Here is a 20,852-nt window from a genome sequence, read left to right as displayed (position 1 = left end):
CCCCAGACTGACTTCCTGACGTGCTTCGGTCACCGGTCGACGCCTCCCATCACGGGGTCGATGGATGCGACGGCGACGATGACGTCGGCGACCTGGCCGCCCTCGCACATCGCCGCCATGGCCTGGAGGTTGGTGAAGGACGGGTCGCGGAAGTGGACCCGGTAGGGGCGGGTCCCGCCGTCCGAGACGACGTGCACGCCGAGTTCGCCCTTGGGGGACTCGACGGCGGTGTACGCCTGTCCGACGGGGACCCGGAAGCCCTCGGTCACCAGCTTGAAGTGGTGGATCAGGGCCTCCATGGAGGTGCCCATGATCTTCTTGATGTGGTCCAGCGAGTTGCCCAGGCCGTCCGGGCCGAGCGCGAGCTGCGCGGGCCAGGCGATCTTCTTGTCGGCGACCATGACCGGTCCGGGTTCGAGCCGGTCGATGCACTGCTCGATGATCCGCAGCGACTGGCGCATCTCCTCCAGGCGGATGAGGAAGCGGCCGTAGGCGTCGCAGCTGTCGGCGGTGGGGACCTCGAAGTCGTAGGTCTCGTAGCCGCAGTACGGGTCGGTCTTGCGCAGGTCGTGCGGGAGGCCCGCCGAGCGCAGGATCGGTCCGGTGGCGCCGAGGGCCATGCAGCCGGTGAGGTCGAGGTAGCCGACGTCCTGCATGCGGGCCTTGAAGATGGGGTTGCCGGTGGCGAGCGCGTCGTACTCCGGCAGGTTCTTCTTCATGGTCTTCACGAACTCGCGCAGCTGGTCGACCGCGCCCGGGGGCAGGTCCTGGGCGAGGCCGCCGGGGCGGATGAACGCGTGGTTCATGCGGAGCCCGGTGATCAGCTCGAAGAGGTCGAGCACCAGCTCCCGGTCACGGAAGCCGTAGATCATGATCGTGGTGGCGCCGAGCTCCATGCCGCCGGTGGCGATGCACACCAGGTGCGAGGAGAGCCGGTTGAGCTCCATCAGGAGCACGCGCAGGACGGTGGCCCGGTCGGGGATCTGGTCCTCGATGCCGAGCAGCTTCTCGACGCCCAGGCAGTAGGCCGTCTCGTTGAAGAACGGCGTCAGGTAGTCCATGCGCGTGACGAAGGTGGTGCCCTGCGTCCAGCTGCGGAATTCGAGGTTCTTCTCGATGCCGGTGTGGAGGTAGCCGATGCCGCAGCGGGCCTCGGTGACGGTCTCGCCGTCGATCTCCAGGATGAGCCGGAGCACGCCGTGCGTGGACGGGTGCTGCGGGCCCATGTTGACGATGATGCGCTCGTCGTCGGAGGCGGCGGCGTTCTCGACGATCTCGTCCCAGTCGCCGCCGGTGACTGTATATACAGTCCCCTCGGTGGTGGCGCGGGGCGTTGCATGGGGAGTGGTCATCAGGAGTACGACCTCCGCTGGTCCGGAGCCGGGATCTGGGCGCCCTTGTACTCGACGGGGATGCCGCCGAGCGGGTAGTCCTTGCGCTGCGGGAAGCCCTGCCAGTCGTCCGGCATCATGATCCGGGTGAGGGCGGGGTGCCCGTCGAAGACGAGCCCGAAGAAGTCGTACGCCTCGCGCTCGTGCCAGTCGTTGGTCGGGTAGACCGGGACCAGCGAGGGCAGGTGCCGGTCGTCGTCCGGCGTGGAGACCTCGATACGGATCAGCCGGCCGTGGGTGAGCGAGCGCAGGTGGTAGACCGCGTGCAGCTCGCGGCCCTTGTCGCCGGGGAAGTGGACGCCGCTGACGCCGGTGCACAGCTCGAAGCGGAGCGCCGGGTCGTCGCGCAGGGTCCTGGCGACGGTGACCAGGTGCTCGCGGGCGATGTGGAAGGTGAGCTCGTCCCGGTCGACCACCGTCTTCTCGATGACGTTCTCCGGGAGGAGGTCCTGCTCCTCCAGGGCGCCTTCGAGCTCGTCGGCGACCTCGTCGAACCAGCCGCCGTAGGGGCGGGAGGAGGCGCCGGGGAGGACGACGGTACGGACGAGGCCGCCGTAGCCGGAGGTGTCGCCGCCGTTGTTGGCGCCGAACATGCCCTTCCGTACGCCGATGACCTCGCCGTGCTCGTCGCGCGGGGCGGGGACGGAGGAGCCGTTGTGCTCGTCGCTCATCGCATGAGCCCCTTCATCTCGATGAGGGGCAGGGCGTTGAGCGCCGCTTCCTCCGCCTCGCGGGCGGCTTCCTCGGCGTTGACCCCGAGCTTGGAGCCCTGGATCTTCTGGTGCAGCTTGAGGATCGCGTCCATCAGCATCTCGGGCCGCGGCGGGCAGCCCGGCAAATAAATATCAACCGGGACAATGTGATCAACACCCTGAACAATGGCGTAATTGTTGAACATTCCGCCCGATGATGCGCAAACCCCCATGGAGATGACCCACTTGGGGTTCGGCATCTGGTCGTAGACCTGCCGCAGGACGGGCGCCATCTTCTGGCTCACCCGCCCGGCCACGATCATCAGGTCCGCCTGCCGCGGCGAGCCGCGGAAGACCTCCATGCCGAACCGAGCCAGGTCGTAACGGCCTGCCCCGGTGGTCATCATCTCGATGGCGCAACAGGCGAGGCCGAAGGTCGCCGGGAAGACGGAGGACTTCCGCACCCAGCCGGCCGCCTGCTCGACGGTGGTCAGAACGAAGCCGCTCGGCAGCTTCTCTTCGAGTCCCATGGTGTGCCCCTCAGCCCCTCAGTCCCATTCCAGACCGCCGCGCCGCCACACATACGCGTAGGCGACGAAGACGGTGAGCACGAAGAGCAGCATCTCCACGAGCCCGAAGATCCCCAGGGCGTCGAAGCTGACCGCCCAGGGATAGAGGAAGACGATCTCGATGTCGAAGACGATGAAGAGCATCGCCGTCAGGTAGTACTTGATGGGAAAGCGGCCGCCTCCGGCCGGCGTGGGTGTGGGTTCGATACCGCACTCGTACGCTTCGAGCTTTGCCCGGTTGTACCGCTTGGGGCCGATAAGCGTGGCCATGACCACGGAGAAGATCGCAAACCCTGCCCCGAGGGCGCCGAGCACGAGGATGGGCGCGTAGGCATTCACGCTCCTCGCTCCTTCCAGTCGTCCTTGACCGTTGGACCGCATCGGGCGAACCGGCTCCCCGCCTCACCAAGATCGTGCACATGTGAGGCAGTTCACAAGCCCGACTGCCCCGCATCCTATGCCCGCCGTCCTGTGATCTGCGACACGGGGGTCACCAACGTCTTTGTGATCTCCACCACCTGACGAACGATCATGAAGTCGGATGAGCGGTGACCTTCGTACACGAAGCGGCCGAGTGATCACGAGAGGTGACATCTCCTGCCGTTACCGCTGGTCAAAGCGGTGTCGCACTATCAAGCCACGGCGCTGCGCGCAAAATTGGCGATGGACACGATGGGGTGATAAAGGGATCTGCCCCACTCTGGGGCCGTGCGGGCCGGGATGGGGTGACCGGAGGCGAGGGGGCCTGACAGGGGTCACTCGCGCGAGGGTTCACGCGGAACGAAGTGGACGAGGACCGCCGCTTCCCGTGCCGCGCCTCGTATGCCCGTCACAGCAAGACCATGCTGTGAGCTGCGTCACTCCACATCAGCCGTTATAGAAGCGGGCTTGGCCAACAGTGTGAACGGGTGGTAAGTGACGGGCAATTCGGGCGTATTGCAGAAAACCCGTGATCACAGCCATGATCGCGACTGCCCGATTTGCCCGTTACGGCGTCAATAAAGGCCGCCAGAAAGCGGATTCACAGATTCCGGACGTAACTGTGTCGCAACACACGTTTCTTGATGGGACCCCGCGCGCCCTGATAGCGCTAGTACCCATGTCCCACACCGCTCACATACCCAGCCACCGGAAGCCCCGCCGAAACGCCTCGACGTCGGCGCTGCGGGCCGGAGTTGCCGGTGGCGTCCTCAGCACCATCGCGGTCGCGGGTGCCGCCGGCCCGGCCCAGGCCGAACCGGTGACCCAGACGATCGAGATGCCCACCATCACGGCGGGACTCTCCACCACCGTCGCCGCCTCCGCCGAGGCGACGCAGCAGGTCGCCCTGGACCTGGAGACGCAGGCCCAGGAGGACGCCGCGGCCACCAGCGCCGCCAAGGACGCCAAGAAGGCCAAGGCCGAGGCCGTCCGCAAGGCCGAGGCCAAGAAGAAGGCCGAGGCGGCCGCCAAGGCCAAGGCGGAGGCCGCCGAGCGCGCCTCCCGCGACGCCGCGCGCACCACGCTGCAGAAGACCACCGGCTCCTCGTCGTCCGGCTCCACCAACGCGACCACGACCTCGTACTCCTCCAACGCCACCGGCTCCGCGGCCTCCGTCGTCGCGTTCGCCCAGGCGCAGGTCGGCGACGCGTACGTGTCCGGCGGCACCGGCCCCAACTCGTGGGACTGCTCGGGCCTGGTCCAGGCCGCGTTCCGCACCGTGGGCGTCGACCTGCCGCGCGTCTCGCAGAGCCAGTCCACCGCCGGCACCCAGGTCTCGCTGAGCAACCTCCAGCCGGGCGACATCCTGTACTGGGGCGGCGCGGGCAGCGCGTACCACGTCGGGATCTACGTGGGCGGCGGCCAGTTCGTCGGTGCGCAGAACTCCTCCACCGGTGTGGTGCAGCGCCCGCTGGACTACGACATGCCGACCGGCGCGGTCCGCGTCCTCTAGGACCCTCCGCGTTCACGGATTCACAAGCGTGATCCGCACGTCAAGCACACGAAGGAGCCGTCACTCCCCCGCTCGGGAGTGACGGCTCCTTCGTTTGTGAACGGGCGCTACGAGCGCGGCGCGACCTTCGCCAGGCCGTTGATGATGCGGTCCATCGCGTCCCCGCCGGTCGGGTCGGTGAGGTTGGCGAGCATCTTCAGCGTGAACTTCATCAGCAGCGGGTGCGTCAGGCCGCGCTGGGTCGCCACCTTCATGACCTTCGGGTTGCCGATCAGCTTCACGAAGGCGCGGCCCATCGTGTAGTAGCCGCCGTAGGTCTCCTTGAGCACCTTCGGGTAGTTGTTCAGCGCCAGCTCCCGCTGGGCGGGGGTCGCGCGGGCGTGCGCCTGGACGATGACGTCGGCCGCGATCTGGCCGGACTCCATGGCGTACGCGATGCCCTCGCCGTTGAACGGGTTGACCATGCCGCCCGCGTCACCGACGAGCAGCAGGCCCTTGGTGTAGTGCGGCTGGCGGTTGAAGGCCATCGGGAGGGCGGCGCCCCGGATGGGCATCGTCATGTTCTCCGGGGTGTAGCCCCAGTCCTCCGGCATGGACGCGCACCAGGCCTTCAGGACCTCGCGCCAGTCCAGCTCCTTGAAGGCGGACGAGGAGTTGAGGATGCCGAGGCCGACGTTGGACGTGCCGTCGCCCATGCCGAAGATCCAGCCGTAGCCGGGCAGCAGCTTCTCCTGGGGGCCGCGCCGGTCCCACAGCTCCAGCCAGGACTCCAGGTAGTCGTCGTCGTGCCGGGGCGAGGTGAAGTACGTCCGCACGGCGACGCCCATCGGGCGGTCGTCGCGGCGGTGCAGGCCCATCGCGAGGGAGAGCCGGGTGGAGTTGCCGTCGGCCGCGACGACGAGCGGGGCGTGGAAGGTGACCGGGGTCTTCTCCTCGCCGAGCTTCGCGTGCACCCCGGTGATCCGGCCGGTGCGCTCGTCGGTGATCGGGGCGCCCACGTTGCACCGCTCGTACAGCCGGGCGCCCGCCTTCTGCGCGTTCCGGGCCAGCTGCTCGTCGAAGTCGTCGCGCTTGCGGACGAGTCCGTAGTCCGGGTAGGAGGCCAGATCCGGCCAGTCCAGCTGGAGCCGGACGCCGCCGCCGATGATGCGCAGGCCCTTGTTCCGGAGCCAGCCCGCCTCTTCGGAGATGTCGATGCCCATGGACACGAGCTGCTTGGTGGCACGCGGGGTGAGGCCGTCGCCGCAGACCTTCTCGCGCGGGAACGCGGTCTTCTCCAGGAGGAGGACGTCGAGTCCGGCCTTGGCCAGGTAGTACGCGGTCGTGGAGCCGGCGGGGCCCGCCCCGACGACGATGACGTCCGCGCTGTGTTCGGACAGGGGTTCGGTCACGGTCGGTTCTCCCGAAGACTCGAATTCGCGTGCCGCGCGGCACAGGTCCAAGGCAGTCTATGGGGGCCTGCCGACCAACCCTCCGAAGGGCTGCCTCATGTCAATCGCGCCTGCCGCTCCGCCCGTCGTACAGCTGCGTGTCCCGACCGACGAGGACGCCGTCGCCTGGCACCGGGCCTTCGCGGACCCGGAGGTGATGCGGTTCTTCGGCGGGCGGGCCGAGGAGCTGTCGATGTACGAGGAGTGGACCGCGCGGCAGCGCAGACACGACGCCGAACTCGGGTACTGCCTGTGGACCGTGCTCGACGGCGAGGGGCAGGTCGTCGGCTTCACGGGCGCGCAGCCGTGGGGGCCGACCGCCTACGGCCCGGTGGGCGAGACCGAGATCGGCTGGCGGCTGGCCCGGCAGGCCTGGGGCCTCGGTTACGCGACGGCCGCCGCCCGCCTCACGCTGGAACGGCTGCGCGCGGCGGGCGTGGAACGGGTGGTCGCGGCGGTCGACGTGCTCAACGAACGGTCGGCCGCGGTGGCCCTGCGCCTGGGCATGGAACCGGCCGAGACCTTCTCGACGCCGCAGCGGCCGGGCCAGGAGGTCCGGGTCTTCCGGCTGGAGCTGTGAACGGTCAGTCGACGTCGTTGAGCATCCAGGTGGACAGGGCGGTGTCGAAGACCTCGCGGGCGGCGACCCAGTCCACGTCCCGCTCGGTGACGTAGATGGCGTACTCGGTGCCGTCCTCGGCGATGTAGCTCTGGTCGATCGCGTGGACCGTCTGTCCGCTCTTGTCCTCGTACGTGTACTCCCACCGGGCGCCCGGGCGGCCCTGGAAGGTGTTGGCCGAGAGCTGGACCTGCTGGTAGTTCCGCTGGTTGGCGGAGGCGGTCTTCTCCAGGGCCTGGAAGTTCTCGTACGAGGTGTAGGGGGCGTCCGCGATGACGCCGACCTTCAGCAGGGCGGTGTCGCCCGCGGACGCGGCGTAGGTGACTTGGTGGTCCTTCTCGCCCTGGCGCTCCCAGTCGTCCGGCAGGGCGAGCGAGAAGCCGGCGGTGTCGGCGACGACGCTGTAGCCCTCCGGGAAGACGAGCTCGGCCGGGTCGGTGGTGGCGCTCGCCTCCGTGGAGGGGGCTTCCTCGGAGGGGGCCTCGCTCGTCCGGTCCTCGGCGGGCGTCGCCCGGTCGCTCTTCCGGCCCTTGTCGTTCTCCGAGGTGCCCGGGTCGTCGTCGTGGCGGTCCATCAGGGCGAGAGTGCCCGCGGTGGCCCCGCCGCCGAAGATCAGCGCCGCGGCGAGCGTGGCCCCCCAGACGAGGACGGCCCGCCGACGCCGGGGCGCGGGGGGCTGCGCGGGCGGCTGCGCGGGGTCCGGGGCGGGGATGTACGGGGCGTGCAGGGTGCTGGTGGGCGGCTCGACGCCGGGCACGGGGGCCTCGGGTGCGGCGGCCTCGGCGGGCGTGGCCTGGGCGGGCGGGGTGTGCGGGCCGGGGGCTGGGGTCTGCCCCGGGGATGGGGTCTGCCCCGGGGATGGGGTCTGCCCCGGGGATGGGGTCTGCCCCGGAGCCGGGGTCTGGCTGGGCGCGGGAGCGTACGGGCCGGGGGCCGGAGTGTACGGACCCGGGATGTGCGGGCCCGCGTTCGGCGGCCCGTACGGGCTCGGCGGGGCCGGGTACGCCGGGGAGCCGCCGCCCGGGGAGCCGCCGCCCGTCATCCGCGCGAGGTACGGCGCGACGAGGATCGCGCCGCCCACCCACAGCAGCCCGAACAGCAGCGCGTCGGCGACGCTGGGCGAGACGTCCAGGGTGCCCGAGCCACCGATGTCCGCGACATTCCCGGAGAACTCGGCGGACAGGCCGCTCATCGCGGTCAGCGCGAGGAACCCGAGCAGGAACAGGCCGCCCGCGGTGACCTGTTCGCGCCGGTCGGCGGAGCGGCGCCCGGCGAGCAGCGCGACGATGACCGCGGAGACGAGGCCGGTGGCGAGCGCGCCGACGAGGGCCCAGTCGTTGGCGGCGTCGCTCAGCTCACCGAGCCCGAACGAGCCGTGGTCCATGCCGGAGCCGATGATGTCCGCCTGCCCCCGCGCGTCGTACTCGACGGAGCCGCCCCAGCTCACCGAGAGCACCATCAGCGCGATGTTGGGCAGCAGCGGCAGGGCCATCAGCAGGGCCGTGCCGTTGACGTCGTCCAGGGTGGCGTACGTGATGTAGCCGATCAGGCCGCACAGCAGGAGGACGGCACCGAGCGCGCGGACGGCGGTCCCGGCGGCGCATACGAAGCTCTGCGCACCCGGCCGCTGGGCCAGCCAGGCGGCCGCGACGTCGCGTTGCAGGACGGCGCAGGTGGTGACGAGCGCGAGGGCGAGGGCGCCGAGGGCCGCGAGGACCGGCGAGGAGTGCAGCGAGTACCCCTGCATCTCCGGCTGGGCGTAGAGCCCGAGGACCAGGACCGCGGCGGTGGCCACGACGCTGATCCGGACCGCCGCGTCGAGCCCGCCGCCCTGCCGCCGGACGCCCCGGGCGCCGAGGACGAGGGCGCCGATCCACAGCACGGTGACGGTGAGCGGGATCAGCGAGAGCGTCGTCTGGCTCTGCCCGCCCGGATCGAAGTCGCCGTACGTGTCCCCGTACGGCGAGGCGCCCCCGTATCCGCCGCCGCCACCCGGCACGACGGCCCGGACCTCGAATCCCCCGCCGAACGCCTGGAGCAGCATCGCCAGCGCGATCCGCAGCCGGTCGCTCCACCCGACGACGACATCGTCCCCCTGCCCGTAGTCCGGGATGGCGAGCGCCACGGCGAGCCCGATGATCAACCCGGTCGGCCAGACGGCCGCCTTCAGCGAGCCCGCCCAGTCCCCGCGCATCACCCGCCCGAAGAAGATCCCGACGGGCGAGGGCCCGGCCGGTACGGGCGCGTACCCGGGCGGCGGCACGGCGGGCCGCGTCATATAGGCGGGCACCGCGGGCGGTTCGACGGCCGGCGCCCCGCTCGGCGGCGGCGGAGCGGCGGGCTGCGGAGGCGCGGCCGGAGCGGCCGGCCTCTCCCGCCCGCACTTCATGCAGAAGCGCGCCTCGTCGGGCGCCTGGGTTCCACAGAACGGGCAGTACGAGGGCATAGGAGCTCCGCAGCGGGCCGGGGACGGGCGAGACGGTGACACACGGAAACGGGGACGACGCGTGCCGTATCAACGGACACATCTTCCCTGCCCACCGGTTCCCGTCAACTCGGAATCCCACCCGCCGCTTTCACGCGTCCACCGGGCCGTCCCGTGCCTCGGTCATTCGTGCGGTGGTGCGATGATTTGTCGTGACCATCAAGAAGATCATCACGGTGCGCGGCTCCCTGATAGCCGCCGCCCTCGCCCTGTTGTGCTCCACCTTCTTCGTACTCCCGGCGAGCGCCCAGGCGTTCGACGACTGCCCGGCCGGACAGCTGTGCCTGTACAGCGCTTCGGGCGGCGGCGGCACGCAGCGGACGTTCGCCGTGCGGGATGACGGGACGCGTTACGACGCCTCCTGGGACAACGCGACGCTCTCCGCGAAGAACAACACCCCCTACTGGGCCTGCGTGTACGTGGACACCGACTTCGGCGGGCTGCTCCAGACGATCAAACCCGGCAATTCCGACGAGTACGGTGCCGACCCCCGGTTCGCCGGGAAGATCAGCTCCCACAAGCTGGTCCCGTCCCGGGCCCACTGCTTCACCGGGTACGAGCGCTGCCCCGAGAACCGCGTCTGCACCTTCACCGAGGCGGCGGGGCGCGGCCGGATGACCGTGCACATGCCCGTGACCGATCCGGCCACAAAGAACTACGGCAACGCGTACGGCGCCGAGGTGGCACCCGTCTCCGTGTGGAACCGCACCGCACGCCATGTCTGCTTCTACCCGACCGAGAAGTTCACCGGCACCTGGACCGACCCGGCCGCACCGGCCACCAAGTACGGCGCCTACGTCGTGCTGAAGGGCGACAGCACCACCGTCCCGGCACCCTTCGCCGGGACCTTCCGCTCGCACGAGCTCGTCAACGGAACCTCGGAGTGCCAGTAACCATGAGCAGATCCCTCACCCGCACCTGGGCGACCGTGGCGGCGGCGCTGAGCGCCCTCGTCCTCACCGCCCCCGCGGCCCCGGCCGCAGACGCACCGGCGAGCCCGCTGGCCGCCAACTGGGATCAGCAGGCGCCGACGAAGGTGGCGACCGGAGTCACCCTGACCCGGTACACCGAGCGCGTGCCCGAGAACCGGACCCGGGGCCGTGTCCTGAACGTGGTCGACATCGACCCGACCGCCTCCGCGCTCACCCTGGAGAGCGTAGTCGGCAAGGCCGACGGACTGACCGAGACGGTCGCCGACCAACTCGCCGGAGTCTCGACGGTCGCCGCCCGCCACCCCTACGCGGGCGTCAACGGCGGCCTGTTCAAAACCGAGCCCAAGCACCCCGACCACGTCCTCCCGGCCGGCGCCGACGGCACCACGGTCATGCACTCGGGCGTCTCGGTCACCGACGGCGTCCTGCACAGCTCCAGCTGCTGGATGAACGGGGCCGGCAGCAACGGGGTGGTCCTCCAGTACGGCATCCCGTACATCACCAAGCTCCGTACGGACATGAAGCTGACCACCGCCTCCGGCGCGACCGTACGCATAGACGACGTCAACCGCGATCCCGGCCGCAGCCGGGGCTGCGCCCGGGACGCCGAGGACACGGCGGTGACGGGCCAGACGGCGCTGTACACCGACCCGGACGAGATCGTCCTGTTCACCGACGACTACGGCTTCCCGGTGCCGAAGCCGGGGATCGACCCGACGGTCACGACGGACGACGACCCCGGCTTCGAGGTCGTCCTCGACGCGCACGGCGTCGTCACCGACGCCCGGGAGCGCCGGGGCGGGCAGACGGCGGCCGAGCAGGTCCACGTCCCCGCCGGTGGCCGGATCCTCCAGGGGGTGGGCACCGGGGCGGACTGGCTGCGCACCCACCTGACCCGCGACGACCACCCGGCCGTCGACCTGAGACTCCATGACGTGACGCTCGACCGGGACATCCCGCTGGACGACTCGGTGGACGTCGTGAGCTCCTTCCACCGGCTCCTGAGCGCGAGCGGCGTACCCGCGGAGCTGCCCGACTCGTGCAACGGCCACGTCACGGGCGCCGACGGGACGAACCTGATCTGCACCGATTCCCGCACCGCGATCGGCACGAACATCAAGGGCCACCCGGTGTTCATCACGCTCACCGGGCAGACGCAGGCCACCGCGTCGACCACGCACGAGGACGGGGACTCGCTCCGGGCGTTCGCGAGCCTGCTGGACTCGCCGGAGCTGGCGCTGGTCGACGTGCTCAACCTCGACGGCGGCGGGTCCACGACGCTCATGACGGGTACGGAGACGCGGACGCCGCCGACCGACAAGGGCAAGGACCCCGCCGGACCGACGTACGTCCACCGGCGGGTCGCCGACTCGGTGTACACCGGGGTCGGCGGCTACGGCATGTACGCCAAGTAGAGCGTCAGGCGGCCCTGACACCCCGGTGCAGGGCCACCACGCCGCCCGTCAGGTTGCGCCAGGCGACCTGGGACCAGCCGGCCTGCTGGAGCTTCTTCGCCAGGCCGGGCTGGTCGGGCCAGGCGCGGATGGATTCGGCGAGGTAGACGTAGGCGTCGGGGTTGGAGGAGACCGCGCGGGCGACCGGGGGGAGGGCGCGCATCAGGTACTCGATGTAGACCGTGCGGAACGGGGTCCAGACGGGCTGGGAGAACTCGCAGATCACGACCCGGCCGCCCGGCTTGGTGACCCGGTACAGCTCGCGCAGGGCCGCGTCCGTGTCCTGGACGTTGCGCAGGCCGAAGGAGATCGTCACCGCGTCGAAGGTCTCGTCGCGGAACGGGAGTTTCGTGGCGTCGCCCGCGGTGAAGGGCAGCCAGGCGTGACGCTTCTTGCCCTCGCGGAGCATGCCGGTGGAGAAGTCGCACGGCACGACGTACGCGCCGGTCGCGGCGAACGGCAGCGAGGACGTCGCCGTGCCGGCCGCCAGGTCGAGGACCTTCTCGGCGGGCCGCGCGTTCACCGCCTTGGCGACCGCCTTGCGCCACACCCGGTCCTGGCCGAGGGAGAGCACGTCGTTGGTCAGGTCGTAGTTCGCCGCCACGCCGTCGAACATCGAGGCGACTTCGTGCGGCTGCTTGTCCAGGGATGCTCGGGTCACGCTCCCCATTCAAGCAGTCCGGTCCGTGCGGCCTCGCGGCGGACGCCCCGGGCGAAATCCCGCTTCAACCTTTTCCGCCCCGCGGCACTCAGTAGTCACGAAGAGACCTTCGCCGAGAACAGGAAGGGGGGCAGATGTTCACGGGAGCCAGCCGGGGTGCCGACGGCTTCGAGGAGTTCGCCCGCGCCGGTCAGCACCGGCTCTACCGCACCGCGTACCTGCTCTGCGGCGACGCCGACGCCGCGCGCGACCTGACCCAGACGACGCTGGCCAAGCTGTTCCAGCACTGGCGCCGGGCGGGCGCCGCCGACCATCCGGACGCCTACGCCCGGACCGTGCTCACCCGCACCTACATCGCCGAGCGCCGCCGTCGGCTCCGCGACCTCCTCGCCCACACGCCGATCGCCGCGCCCGCCCCCGCGGTGGGCCCCGAGCTCACGGTCACGCTGCTCGCCGCCCTCTCCGAACTGCCGCCCCGCGCCCGGGCGATGGTCGTCCTGCGCTACTGGGAGGACCTGAGCGTGGAGACCGTCGCCGGGCTGCTGCGGTGCAGCCCGTCCACCGTCAAGAGCCAGTGCTCGCGCTCGCTGGCCACGCTGCGCGCCCGCCTCGGCGATGCGCACCTCTACACCGCCCGAAGCTGAGGAGTGACGCCGTGTACGTGTTGATGGACCCCGCTCCGGGCGACGAGCCCGCCCGCGACGACGAGGAGTTGCTGGTCCGGTCCGCCATGGAGCGGGCCACCGACGGGGCGCCGCCGCTGCCCGATCTGGTCCCCGGCGCCCTGGTCCAGGGCCGCCGCCGCCGGGCCCGGGCCCGCGCCGCCATCGGGGCGGCGGCGACCGCGATCGTCGGTCTCGGCGTCCTCGGCGCCGCGCTGCCGGTGTGGGGCGGGGACGCGGAGCCGGTACGCCGGTGGTCGGCGGCGTCTTCGGCGTCGGCGGCACCGGCGGCCCCCGGCTACCCGTACATCCCGGTCCGTCCCCCCGTGCACGTCGAGCCGGGCCCCGGCGAGACCTCCATGGCGGACCTGCCGGAGAAGGAGCTCTCACGGCAGCTGGTGTTCCAGAACGAGGCCGCCGGGGTGCTCGAAGCGCTCCTGCCCAAGGCGATCGGCCCGGTCCGTCCGGTCGACATCGCCGTCAGCCGCTACCAGGGCGGCGAGGACGGCCCGGTCTTCCCCATCACGCTCTCCATCCGCCCGCTGGCCACGGGCAAGGCCGCCCGGGCGGATTCGCCCTGCCTCAGCATCGCGGCGAAGGGCCTCCAGTGCGACGAGGTGACGCTGCCGGGGGGCATCACGGCCCAGGCGATCACGGCGGCCGGGAACGCCAAGGGGGGCAAGACCATCACCGGGGCCACCGTGCGTTTCAGGTACGGGCACAGCCGCGTCGTGCTCACCGTGGGGGGTGATGACACGGCCATGGTCTCGGCGCCGGTCACCGCCGAGGACCTGCTGACCGCGGTCCAGGACCCGGAGTTCATGAATCTGGTCGAGTACGCGGACGAACGTCCGATGGAAGCGAAGGAGGGCTCTGTCCGTGGGGGCTGAGAGCACGCGGGGGCGGCACGGCGGAGCAGGTCGCGGACGAAGACGCGCGAGACGGGCGCGGCGCCGCGGCCGCATACGCATACTCACCGCCGTCGCCGTACCGGCGGCGCTGATCGGCCTCGTGGTCGTCCTCGCGCCCCGCTGGGCGGGCGGTGACGAGGCCCCGGCGGCCGCCGCCGCACCGAAGCCGGTCGCCGCGTCCCCCTCGCCCTCCCCCACACCTTCCGCGAAGCCCGTCCGGAGCCCGAAGCCCTCCGTGAAGCCGAGCCCCACCCGTATCCCCGCCTCCGGCCCCGGCACCTTCACGACCGCCCGCGCCGACACGACGTCCTCCGGGCAGTACGCGTACCGCGTCGAGGTCGAGGACGGCACCGGCGTCGATCCGGAGGAGGCCGCCGACCGGATCGCCGAGATCCTCGCCGCGCCGCGCGGCTGGGGGCAGGGCGGGAAGCGCACGTTCCACCGGGTGGCCTCCGGCCCGGCCGGGCTGGTCGTCCGCATCGCGACGGCGGACACCACGGACCGGATCTGCGGACAGGGCGGGATGAACACGCACGGCGAGGTCAACTGCCGGATCAGCGAGAAGGTGATGGTCAACCTCAAGCGCTGGCAGACCGGTTCGCCCGAGTTCGACGGCCCGCAGGACGACTACCGCGCCCTGATCATCAACCACGAGGTCGGCCACTGGCTGGGCCACGGCCACGAGACCTGCCCCGGCAAGGGCCGCCCCGCCCCGGCGATGATGCAGCAGATCTACGGACTCAAGGGCTGCGTCGCCAACGCCTGGCCGTACGCCGAAAACGGGGCATACCTGGGCGGCCCGTCGGTGCCGTAACGATCCTTCAGAGAAGTGGACTGAACCAATCATCCAGATCACCGGTCCTACAGCGGGGGACGGAACGTCGATCGCTGGGGAGGGTTACGGATGCCCGGATGGAAAGGGCGCCGGGGGAAGAGCGGCCGGAGCAGGCTGCTCACATGGGCTGTCGTCCCCGTCGTACTCGCGGCTGCCGCCGTCGCCGGTCTGCGCTGGAACGACGCACGCGGGCCCGCACCCGCCGCCTTCACCGTGGCCCGCGCCGCCGCGACCGACAGCGGTACGGGCAACGCCTACCGGGTGGAGGTGGAGGACGGCTCCGGGCTCGACGCGGACAAGGCGGCCTCAGTCGTCGCGCACATCCTGGCCGCGCCCCGGGGCTGGACGCACCACGGGGAGCACCGGTTCCGCCAGGTGGCGAAGGGGCCGGCGGGGCTGGTCATCCGGATCGCGACCCCGGAGACCACCGACCGCATCTGCGGCGCGAGCGGGCTCGACACCCACGGCGAGGTCAACTGCCGCGTCGGTACGGTCGTGATGGTCAACCTGAAGCGCTGGCAGACGGGTTCGCCGGAGTTCAGCGGCCCGCTGGGCGAGTACCGGGCACTGATCATCAACCACGAGGTCGGGCACTGGCTGGGCCACGGCCACGAGACCTGCCCCGGCAAGGGCCGCCCGGCGCCCGCGATGATGCAGCAGATCGACGGCCTGAAGGGCTGCGTCGCCAACGCCTGGCCGTACGACAAGAACGGGACGTACCTGGGCGGGCCGCCCGTGCCGTGAGGGAGCCTTCGGCAAGTTCCGCACCCTCCCCTCACGACGAGTCCACGCCGCCCGGTCCGGGGGATCCCGTAACGTAAAACTCTTCCGTTGGCCGCCCGATCTCCATGCTAGGTTCAAAAATCCGAACTGAGTCCCGGGGGGGATCATGAGGATTCGCTGCCTAGTATGTGCCGATCACAGCGGTACACGGCACCACCAGGGGAAACATCCGACACAGCTGACACGGACCCCGCTTCACCAACTCACTCCGATGGAACGCCAGGTGTTCGCCGCCCTGCACGACGGACCGTCGAACGAGGCGCTCGCGGTATCTCTCCACATCACGCCACGCACCGCGAAATTCCACATCACCAATCTCCGCACGAAGCTCGGCAGTCTCAGCCGGTTACAGCTCTGCCTTCTCGCAGCACTGGAAAAGCTGGACATACCAGCCATCTGCCCCACATGCGCCCGCAATCTGGCAAAAGCCCCTGAGCTGACCCATAGCGCATAAAACGCTCTCAGCCTTTCGGGTCCGCCGGCGCTCCAAGTGAGGGGGAGACATTTCCCCTCACCGCCGGCGGTACACCAGCCTGCCGCCCAGCACCGTGGCCACGCACATCCGCGCGCCCGCAGCGCAGAGCGTCGCCACATCCGGTACGTCGAAGACCGCGAGGTCGGCACGGCCCCCCTCGGTGAGGGGGCCGTGCTCCGAGCCGGGCACGTCGTGGCCCCGCGCGAAGGGATCGAGGCCGGGTTCACCGGGCACATCGCGGTCTCCGGAAGGCGGGACCACGGTCAGCCCGGAGCGGGCGACGACGGTCCCGACCGCCGCATCGGTGAACCGGCCCGCGAGATGCGTCGTCCCGAACCGCAGCATCTGCTGCAGCCCGCGCCGCACGCTGCCCGCACGCCAGGTGTCCTCGGGGCCCAGTGCGTCGAGCGCGGCGCCGGTCAGGGGTTCGGTGCCCAGCGCGTCCGCCTCGCGGGGGTCGGGGAAGTACCACTCCTCCAGGAGCCGGACCGCGTCCCGCTGCACCAGCCCCGGGGTGAGGACGCCCGGCCAGCGGCGGACGCGGGCGCCGGGGTGGGCGGCGGCCAGCTCCTCGTACGGCCCGAAGGCGGCGACCACCGCGTCCCGCACGGCCACCGCACCACCGGGCACGGGTGCGCGGCCGCCGCCCGGCAGGAGCAGGGCGGCGGCGTGAATCGTCAGCATGGAGCGGTCAGTTGGCGCTGAGAAGCTTGAGCTCGGGGTGTGCCGTACCGCCCTCGATCGCGACGGACGAGATGTGCGAGACGACGCGCTCGTCGACCGGGTCGTTCGCCGGGTCGTCGTGCACGACGAGGTGCTCGTACGTGGTGGCGCGCTGGGCCGGGACCCGGTCCGCCTTGCGGATCAGGTCGATGATCTCCAGCCGGTTGGAGCGGTGCTTGGCACCGGCCGAGGAGACGACGTTCTCCTCCAGCATGATCGAGCCGAGGTCGTCCGCGCCGTAGTGCAGCGACAGCTGGCCGACCTCCTTGCCGGTGGTGAGCCAGGAGCCCTGGATGTGGGCGACGTTGTCCAGGAAGAGCCGGGCGATGGCGATCATCCGCAGGTACTCGAAGAGCGTGGCCTGCGTCTGTCCCTTCAGCTTGTTGTTCTCCGGCTGGTACGTGTACGGGATGAACGCCCGGAAGCCGCCGGTGCGGTCCTGCACGTCACGGATCATGCGCAGGTGCTCGATGCGCTCGGCGTTCGTCTCGCCCGTGCCCATCAGCATGGTCGAGGTGGACTCGACGCCCAGGCCGTGCGCGATCTCCATGATCTCCAGCCAGCGCTCGCCGGACTCCTTCAGCGGCGCGATGGCGGTGCGCGGGCGGGCCGGCAGCAGTTCGGCGCCCGCGCCCGCGAAGGAGTCGAGACCGGCGGCGTGGATGCGGCTGATCGCCTCCTCGGCGGAGACCTTCGAGATCCGGGCCATGTGCTCGATCTCGGAGGCGCCGAGCGAGTGGATCACCAGCTGCGGGAACGCCTTCTTGATGGCCGAGAAGTGCTCCTCGTAGTACTCCACGCCGTAGTCCGGGTGGTGCCCGCCCTGGAACATGATCTGCGTGCCGCCGAGCTCGACGGTCTCCGCGCAGCGGCGCAGGATGTCGTCCAGGTCCCGGGACCAGCCCTTGGCGGTGTCCTTCGGCGCGGCGTAGAACGCGCAGAACTTGCAGGCCGTGACGCACACGTTGGTGTAGTTGATGTTGCGCTCGATGATGTACGTCGCGATGTGCTCCGTACCGGCGTAACGGCGGCGGCGCACGGCGTCGGCCGCCGCGCCCAGCGCGTGCAGCGGCGCCGACCGGTAGAGGTCGAGCGCCTCCTCCGGAGTGATCCGGCCGCCTTCGGCGGCTCGGTCGAGGATGGGCTGAAGGTCGGCCTTCTCGGTCACCGGGCTGTCACCTTTCGGCGGTTTTTCAACGGATCTACGGACCGGTTCAGCGTACGCCAGGGGGCTCGGCGGTCAGCCGTCGGACCGGGTGAGCGTGCCGTACGGGAGTCCCGCGCCCTTCTCGTCGGAGCGGAAGCGGAGCGTGCCGTCGGAGGCGCGGGTGAAGTGGAGGTCGGCCGGGGTGGTGGTGCAGAGCCCCGCGGTGCTCGGGCGGTCCGGGTCGGCGCGCTCGCGCAGCTTCAGCTCGTCGTCGGAGGCGGTGGTGAGGGTGGCGACGCTGTAGCAACTGATCTCGAAGCCCATGGAGAGGGACGTGGTCAGGTGGACCACGTCCGTGCCCTCGCGGCCCTTGGTGAAGACCGCGGTGAGCGTGCCGTGCGGCTCGCCCGTGGTCTTCTCGGTGAGCGGGCCCTTCCAGGTGCCGACGAACGCGTCGGGCAGTTCGGCGGCCCCGCCCGGGGTCGGCGGGCTCTTCGTCGGGCTCGCCGTCGGGCCCTTCGTCGCCGAGCCGGTGTCCGAGTCCTTCGGCGGCGAGGGCTCTCCGGAGGTGGCGGGCGGTGCCTGCCCGACGTTGCCGGTGTCGCCGCCCGTGCCCGGCATCAGGTCCAGCCAGAAGGCGCCGCCCACCGTCACCGCGGCCAGCGCCCCGGCCACCGCGAGCGCGAGCGTGCAGCTGACGCGCCGCCGTCCCGCCCCGTCGCCGCCCGCCGTCGCCCCCAGGGTCAGGCTCCGGCCCCCGGTCCGCTGCCCCGGCAGCCCGTCGGCCCCGGCGGTCGGAGGGTGCGGCGGGTCGACCGGCGGGCCGAAGACGCCGAGCGCGGCGGCGGGCGAGCCGTACGGGCCCCCGGAGGGTTCGCCCGTCCCGGTGTCCTGCCCGGTCAACGGGCTCCCCGTCCCCAGCGACGGGTTGCTGAACGGCACCGGCCCCGACTGCACCGGGGCCTCCTGCGGCTCCAGGTCCAGCAGCGCCACCGCCGAGCTGCTGACCTCGCGGACCAGCGGCCCGGGCAGCCAGCCCGCCGCGACCGCCGCCGCCGCGCCGCCGGGCAGCAGCCGGCGGGCCAGCTCGTCCGGGGTGGGCCGCCGCTCCGGGTCCTTGGCCAGGCAGGCGGCGATGGTCTCGCGCAGACCGCCCTCCAGATCGCCCAGCTCCGGTTCCTCGTGGACGACCTTGTAGAGGAGGACGGCCGAGGAGTCGCCGAGGAACGGTGCGGAGCCGGTCGCCGCGTAGGCCAGGACCGCGCCCAGCGAGAAGATGTCGGCCGCGCCGGAGAGGTCGGTGCCCCGGATCTGCTCCGGCGCCATGTAGCCCGGCGAGCCGACGGAGACCCCGGTGGAGGTGAGGGAGGCGGTCGCGTCGATGGCCCGGGCGATGCCGAAGTCGATCAGGCGGGGGCCGTCCAGGGCGAGCAGGACGTTGGACGGCTTCACGTCCCGGTGGATCAGGCCCCGCTCGTGCACCGCGGCCAGCGCCTCGCCGAGTCCGGCGCCCAGCACCCGGACCGCGTGCTCGGGCAGCGGGCCGTGTTCGGTGACGGCCGCGGAGAGCGGCGGGCCCGCCACGTAACCGGTGGCGATCCAGGGGACGGGGGCGTCCGGGTCGGCGTCCAGGACGGGCGCGGTCCACTGGGCGCCGATCCGCCGGGCCGCCTCCACCTCGCGCCGGAAGCGGGCGCGGAACTGCTCGTCGAGCGCGAAGTGCGGGTGGACGACCTTGACCGCGACCGTACGGCCGCCGGCGCTGCGCCCGAGGTACACCCGGCCCATGCCGCCGGCGCCGAGTCTGCCCAGCAGCCGGTAGGAGCCGATGCTGAGCGGTTCCCCGGCTTCCAGCGGCTGCATATTAAGGACTCCCCCTGTGAACCGGCCGGACCTCCGACCGAAGCCTAGTTCGTGTCCGCGAAGTCTCGTCCGGTCACGGGAGAAACCATCCGCCGATTTCGCCCCCAAGGGAACGAACGACGTCATTCACCGCGATAAAAGGCGTGAATGCGCCGGTCCGCCGATGACCGATTGCGCAATCCACCATTCATCGCATGTTCAACGAAATCGAAAATGCCATTCCCCGGCGGCGGGATGTTCTCATCCGCCGAGGAGCTCCACCTTCACGTCGGCCGGGAAGCCCGCCGCCTCGCCGGTGCGGCGGGCGAACTCCTGGACGCCCGCCAGCTGGTCCGGGCCGAAGCGGAAGTCGAGCGTCGTGAAGTAGCGCTCCAGGACCTCCGCGTCGAACGCCTCCCAGCGCGCCGCCTGCTCGGCGACCTTGGTGACCTCCTCCAGGGACAGGTCACGGGAGGCGAGGAACGCCTCGTGGACCTGCTTGACCGCGGTGGGCTCGGCCGCCAGGTAGTCCTTGCGCGCGGCCCAGACGGCGAAGACGAACGGCAGGCCCGTCCACTCCTTCCACATCGCGCCCAGGTCGTGGACCTGGAGCCCGAGGCGGGGGGCGTCGTGCAGGTTGGCGCGGAGGGCCGCGTCACCGATGAGGACGGCGGCGTCCGCCTCCTGCATCATCAGGCCCAGGTCGGGCGGGCAGGTGTAGTAGTCGGGGGTGACTCCGTACCGCTCGGCGAGCAGCAGCCGCGCCAGCCGTACGGAGGTGCGGGAGGTCGAGCCGAGGGCGACCCGGGCCCGGTCCAGGTCCTCCAGGGGCCGCTGCGAGACGATCACGCAGGACATGACGGGGCCGTCGCAGCCGACCGCGATGTCGGGGAACGCGACCAGGTCGTCCGCGTTGCGCAGGAACTCGACGAGGGTGACGGGGGCAATGTCGAGCTCGCCCCTGACCAGTTGCTCGCTGAGCTTCTCGGGGGTGTCCTTCGACAGCTCCAGGTCGAGCAGGGTTCCGGTGCGTGCCAGCCCCCAGTAGAGGGGAAGGCAGTTGAGGAACTGGATGTGGCCGACGCGCGGCCGGGGGCGACGGTCGTCGCCCGCGACGTTTGAAACGGTTGAATTGTCCACATCGCGAGGCTAGACCCGTACCTTCGCGGCCGCCCCACCGGGGGCCGCGGCGCACGGGAAGGCCCTCTCGGATGGCTCATCCGGGCGGCCGTCAAACATCCGGGTGAAGTGATCTTTCCCTCTACCCCTACGGACACGCTGCGTGCTAGGCTCGACGGCAAGTTGCAG

The 20,852-nt window shown here is 71.1% G+C and carries 20 protein-coding genes and 1 pseudogene; 9 read left to right on the top strand and 12 right to left on the bottom strand.

The window, feature by feature from the left end:
* Positions 1–29: 29 nt before the first annotated feature.
* The 4 genes from AMK18_RS10035 to AMK18_RS10020 are packed head-to-tail and all read right to left on the bottom strand — an operon-like array spanning position 30 to position 2,991.
* Positions 30–1,352 (bottom strand): NADH-quinone oxidoreductase subunit D, encoded by a 1,323-nt coding sequence (locus AMK18_RS10035; RefSeq protein WP_018101346.1) that lies wholly within the window; start codon positions 1,350–1,352, stop codon positions 30–32.
* A complete protein-coding gene (locus tag AMK18_RS10030; protein ID WP_073862555.1) occupies positions 1,352–2,062 on the bottom strand; it encodes an NADH-quinone oxidoreductase subunit C in 711 nt (236 codons plus the stop codon). Before AMK18_RS10030 ends, AMK18_RS10035 begins: the two co-directional genes overlap by 1 nt.
* Complete coding sequence (locus AMK18_RS10025; RefSeq protein ID WP_018101348.1) at positions 2,059–2,613, bottom strand: NuoB/complex I 20 kDa subunit family protein; 555 nt, start codon at positions 2,611–2,613, stop codon at positions 2,059–2,061. The genes AMK18_RS10030 and AMK18_RS10025 overlap by 4 nt, the downstream gene beginning before the upstream one ends.
* A gap of 18 nt (positions 2,614–2,631) precedes the next feature.
* Complete coding sequence (locus AMK18_RS10020; protein WP_003967084.1) at positions 2,632–2,991, bottom strand: NADH-quinone oxidoreductase subunit A; 360 nt, start codon at positions 2,989–2,991, stop codon at positions 2,632–2,634.
* Positions 2,992–3,751: 760 nt separating this feature from the next.
* Between AMK18_RS10020 and AMK18_RS10015 the strand changes: the two genes are divergently transcribed.
* Positions 3,752–4,585, top strand: coding sequence for a C40 family peptidase (locus AMK18_RS10015; RefSeq protein WP_018101349.1), 834 nt, complete (start codon positions 3,752–3,754; stop codon positions 4,583–4,585).
* 107 nt (positions 4,586–4,692) lie between these two features.
* Here the strand turns inward: AMK18_RS10015 and AMK18_RS10010 are convergent, their stop codons facing one another.
* Positions 4,693–5,976 (bottom strand): geranylgeranyl reductase family protein, encoded by a 1,284-nt coding sequence (locus tag AMK18_RS10010; protein WP_073862554.1) that lies wholly within the window; start codon positions 5,974–5,976, stop codon positions 4,693–4,695.
* A 97-nt stretch (positions 5,977–6,073) separates the two neighbouring features.
* Here AMK18_RS10010 and AMK18_RS10005 point away from each other — a divergent pair, with 97 nt between their 5' ends.
* A complete protein-coding gene (locus AMK18_RS10005) occupies positions 6,074–6,595 on the top strand; it encodes a GNAT family N-acetyltransferase (protein WP_073862553.1) in 522 nt (173 codons plus the stop codon).
* A 4-nt stretch (positions 6,596–6,599) separates the two neighbouring features.
* Here the strand turns inward: AMK18_RS10005 and AMK18_RS10000 are convergent, their stop codons facing one another.
* Entirely contained in the window at positions 6,600–8,912 is a 2,313-nt protein-coding gene (locus AMK18_RS10000; RefSeq protein WP_079199258.1) for a hypothetical protein, read from the bottom strand.
* 99 nt (positions 8,913–9,011) lie between these two features.
* Positions 9,012–9,080 (bottom strand): annotated as a pseudogene (locus AMK18_RS35675) (zinc-ribbon domain-containing protein); the annotation flags it as partial.
* Between the two features lie 191 nt (positions 9,081–9,271).
* Here AMK18_RS35675 and AMK18_RS09995 point away from each other — a divergent pair.
* Positions 9,272–10,012: a peptidase inhibitor family I36 protein gene (locus AMK18_RS09995; protein ID WP_073862551.1), complete on the top strand. Its 741-nt coding sequence runs from the start codon at positions 9,272–9,274 to the stop codon at positions 10,010–10,012.
* A 2-nt stretch (positions 10,013–10,014) separates the two neighbouring features.
* The gene (locus tag AMK18_RS09990; RefSeq protein ID WP_073862550.1) at positions 10,015–11,466 is read left to right on the top strand and encodes a phosphodiester glycosidase family protein; all 1,452 of its coding nucleotides are present in this window, start codon (positions 10,015–10,017) and stop codon (positions 11,464–11,466) included.
* A gap of 4 nt (positions 11,467–11,470) precedes the next feature.
* Here the strand turns inward: AMK18_RS09990 and AMK18_RS09985 are convergent, their stop codons facing one another.
* Positions 11,471–12,166 carry a demethylmenaquinone methyltransferase gene (locus AMK18_RS09985; protein ID WP_026171291.1) on the bottom strand — a complete coding sequence of 232 codons (696 nt, stop codon included), beginning with the start codon at positions 12,164–12,166 and terminating at the stop codon, positions 11,471–11,473.
* Positions 12,167–12,300: 134 nt separating this feature from the next.
* On the opposite strand from AMK18_RS09985, the gene AMK18_RS09980 reads away from it, so the two are divergent.
* The 5 genes from AMK18_RS09980 (at position 12,301) to AMK18_RS09960 (ending at position 15,811) form a co-directional block, all read left to right on the top strand.
* On the top strand, positions 12,301–12,810 hold the full coding sequence (locus AMK18_RS09980) for a SigE family RNA polymerase sigma factor (protein WP_073862548.1): 510 nt from the start codon (positions 12,301–12,303) through the stop codon (positions 12,808–12,810).
* A gap of 11 nt (positions 12,811–12,821) precedes the next feature.
* Positions 12,822–13,718: a hypothetical protein gene (locus tag AMK18_RS09975; protein WP_073862547.1), complete on the top strand. Its 897-nt coding sequence runs from the start codon at positions 12,822–12,824 to the stop codon at positions 13,716–13,718.
* Between the two features lie 121 nt (positions 13,719–13,839).
* Positions 13,840–14,553 carry a DUF3152 domain-containing protein gene (locus AMK18_RS09970; RefSeq protein ID WP_073862546.1) on the top strand — a complete coding sequence of 238 codons (714 nt, stop codon included), beginning with the start codon at positions 13,840–13,842 and terminating at the stop codon, positions 14,551–14,553.
* 90 nt (positions 14,554–14,643) lie between these two features.
* Positions 14,644–15,318, top strand: coding sequence for a DUF3152 domain-containing protein (locus AMK18_RS09965; protein WP_241836527.1), 675 nt, complete (start codon positions 14,644–14,646; stop codon positions 15,316–15,318).
* A gap of 250 nt (positions 15,319–15,568) precedes the next feature.
* Positions 15,569–15,811 carry a helix-turn-helix domain-containing protein gene (locus tag AMK18_RS09960; RefSeq protein WP_073862545.1) on the top strand — a complete coding sequence of 81 codons (243 nt, stop codon included), beginning with the start codon at positions 15,569–15,571 and terminating at the stop codon, positions 15,809–15,811.
* Positions 15,812–15,868: 57 nt separating this feature from the next.
* Here the strand turns inward: AMK18_RS09960 and AMK18_RS09955 are convergent, their stop codons facing one another.
* The 4 genes from AMK18_RS09955 to AMK18_RS09940 form a co-directional block, all read right to left on the bottom strand.
* Positions 15,869–16,516 (bottom strand): imidazolonepropionase-like domain-containing protein, encoded by a 648-nt coding sequence (locus AMK18_RS09955; protein WP_073862544.1) that lies wholly within the window; start codon positions 16,514–16,516, stop codon positions 15,869–15,871.
* Between the two features lie 7 nt (positions 16,517–16,523).
* Entirely contained in the window at positions 16,524–17,723 is a 1,200-nt protein-coding gene (gene mqnC, locus AMK18_RS09950) for a cyclic dehypoxanthinyl futalosine synthase (protein WP_018101360.1), read from the bottom strand.
* A 72-nt stretch (positions 17,724–17,795) separates the two neighbouring features.
* A complete protein-coding gene (locus tag AMK18_RS09945; protein WP_073862543.1) occupies positions 17,796–19,565 on the bottom strand; it encodes a serine/threonine-protein kinase in 1,770 nt (589 codons plus the stop codon).
* 240 nt (positions 19,566–19,805) lie between these two features.
* Positions 19,806–20,684, bottom strand: a complete 879-nt coding sequence (locus AMK18_RS09940; protein ID WP_018101362.1) for a menaquinone biosynthetic enzyme MqnA/MqnD family protein — start codon at positions 20,682–20,684, stop codon at positions 19,806–19,808.
* Positions 20,685–20,852 lie beyond the last annotated feature (168 nt).

This window comes from Streptomyces sp. CB01249 (assembly GCF_001905735.1).
In the GTDB taxonomy this organism is placed as follows: Bacteria; Actinomycetota; Actinomycetes; order Streptomycetales; family Streptomycetaceae; genus Streptomyces.
The sequence above is the reverse complement of the archived record's forward strand: the minus strand, read 5'-3'. Positions and strand labels throughout refer to the sequence as shown.

What these genes read in the sequence shown, in the direction of transcription:
- AMK18_RS09990 (WP_073862550.1), top strand. Translation starts at nt 10,015, where the DNA reads ATGAGCAGATCCCTCACCCGCACCTGGGCGACCGTGGCGGCGGCGCTG.
- AMK18_RS09955 (WP_073862544.1), bottom strand. Translation starts at nt 16,516, where the DNA reads ATGCTGACGATTCACGCCGCCGCCCTGCTCCTGCCGGGCGGCGGCCGC.
- AMK18_RS09960 (WP_073862545.1), top strand. Translation starts at nt 15,569, where the DNA reads ATGGAACGCCAGGTGTTCGCCGCCCTGCACGACGGACCGTCGAACGAG.
- AMK18_RS09965 (WP_241836527.1), top strand. Translation starts at nt 14,644, where the DNA reads ATGCCCGGATGGAAAGGGCGCCGGGGGAAGAGCGGCCGGAGCAGGCTG.
- AMK18_RS09945 (WP_073862543.1), bottom strand. Translation starts at nt 19,565, where the DNA reads ATGCAGCCGCTGGAAGCCGGGGAACCGCTCAGCATCGGCTCCTACCGG.
- AMK18_RS10000 (WP_079199258.1), bottom strand. Translation starts at nt 8,912, where the DNA reads ATGACGCGGCCCGCCGTGCCGCCGCCCGGGTACGCGCCCGTACCGGCC.
- AMK18_RS10025 (WP_018101348.1), bottom strand. Translation starts at nt 2,613, where the DNA reads ATGGGACTCGAAGAGAAGCTGCCGAGCGGCTTCGTTCTGACCACCGTC.
- AMK18_RS09980 (WP_073862548.1), top strand. Translation starts at nt 12,301, where the DNA reads ATGTTCACGGGAGCCAGCCGGGGTGCCGACGGCTTCGAGGAGTTCGCC.
- AMK18_RS10035 (WP_018101346.1), bottom strand. Translation starts at nt 1,352, where the DNA reads ATGACCACTCCCCATGCAACGCCCCGCGCCACCACCGAGGGGACTGTA.
- AMK18_RS10015 (WP_018101349.1), top strand. Translation starts at nt 3,752, where the DNA reads ATGTCCCACACCGCTCACATACCCAGCCACCGGAAGCCCCGCCGAAAC.
- AMK18_RS10030 (WP_073862555.1), bottom strand. Translation starts at nt 2,062, where the DNA reads ATGAGCGACGAGCACAACGGCTCCTCCGTCCCCGCCCCGCGCGACGAG.
- AMK18_RS10005 (WP_073862553.1), top strand. Translation starts at nt 6,074, where the DNA reads ATGTCAATCGCGCCTGCCGCTCCGCCCGTCGTACAGCTGCGTGTCCCG.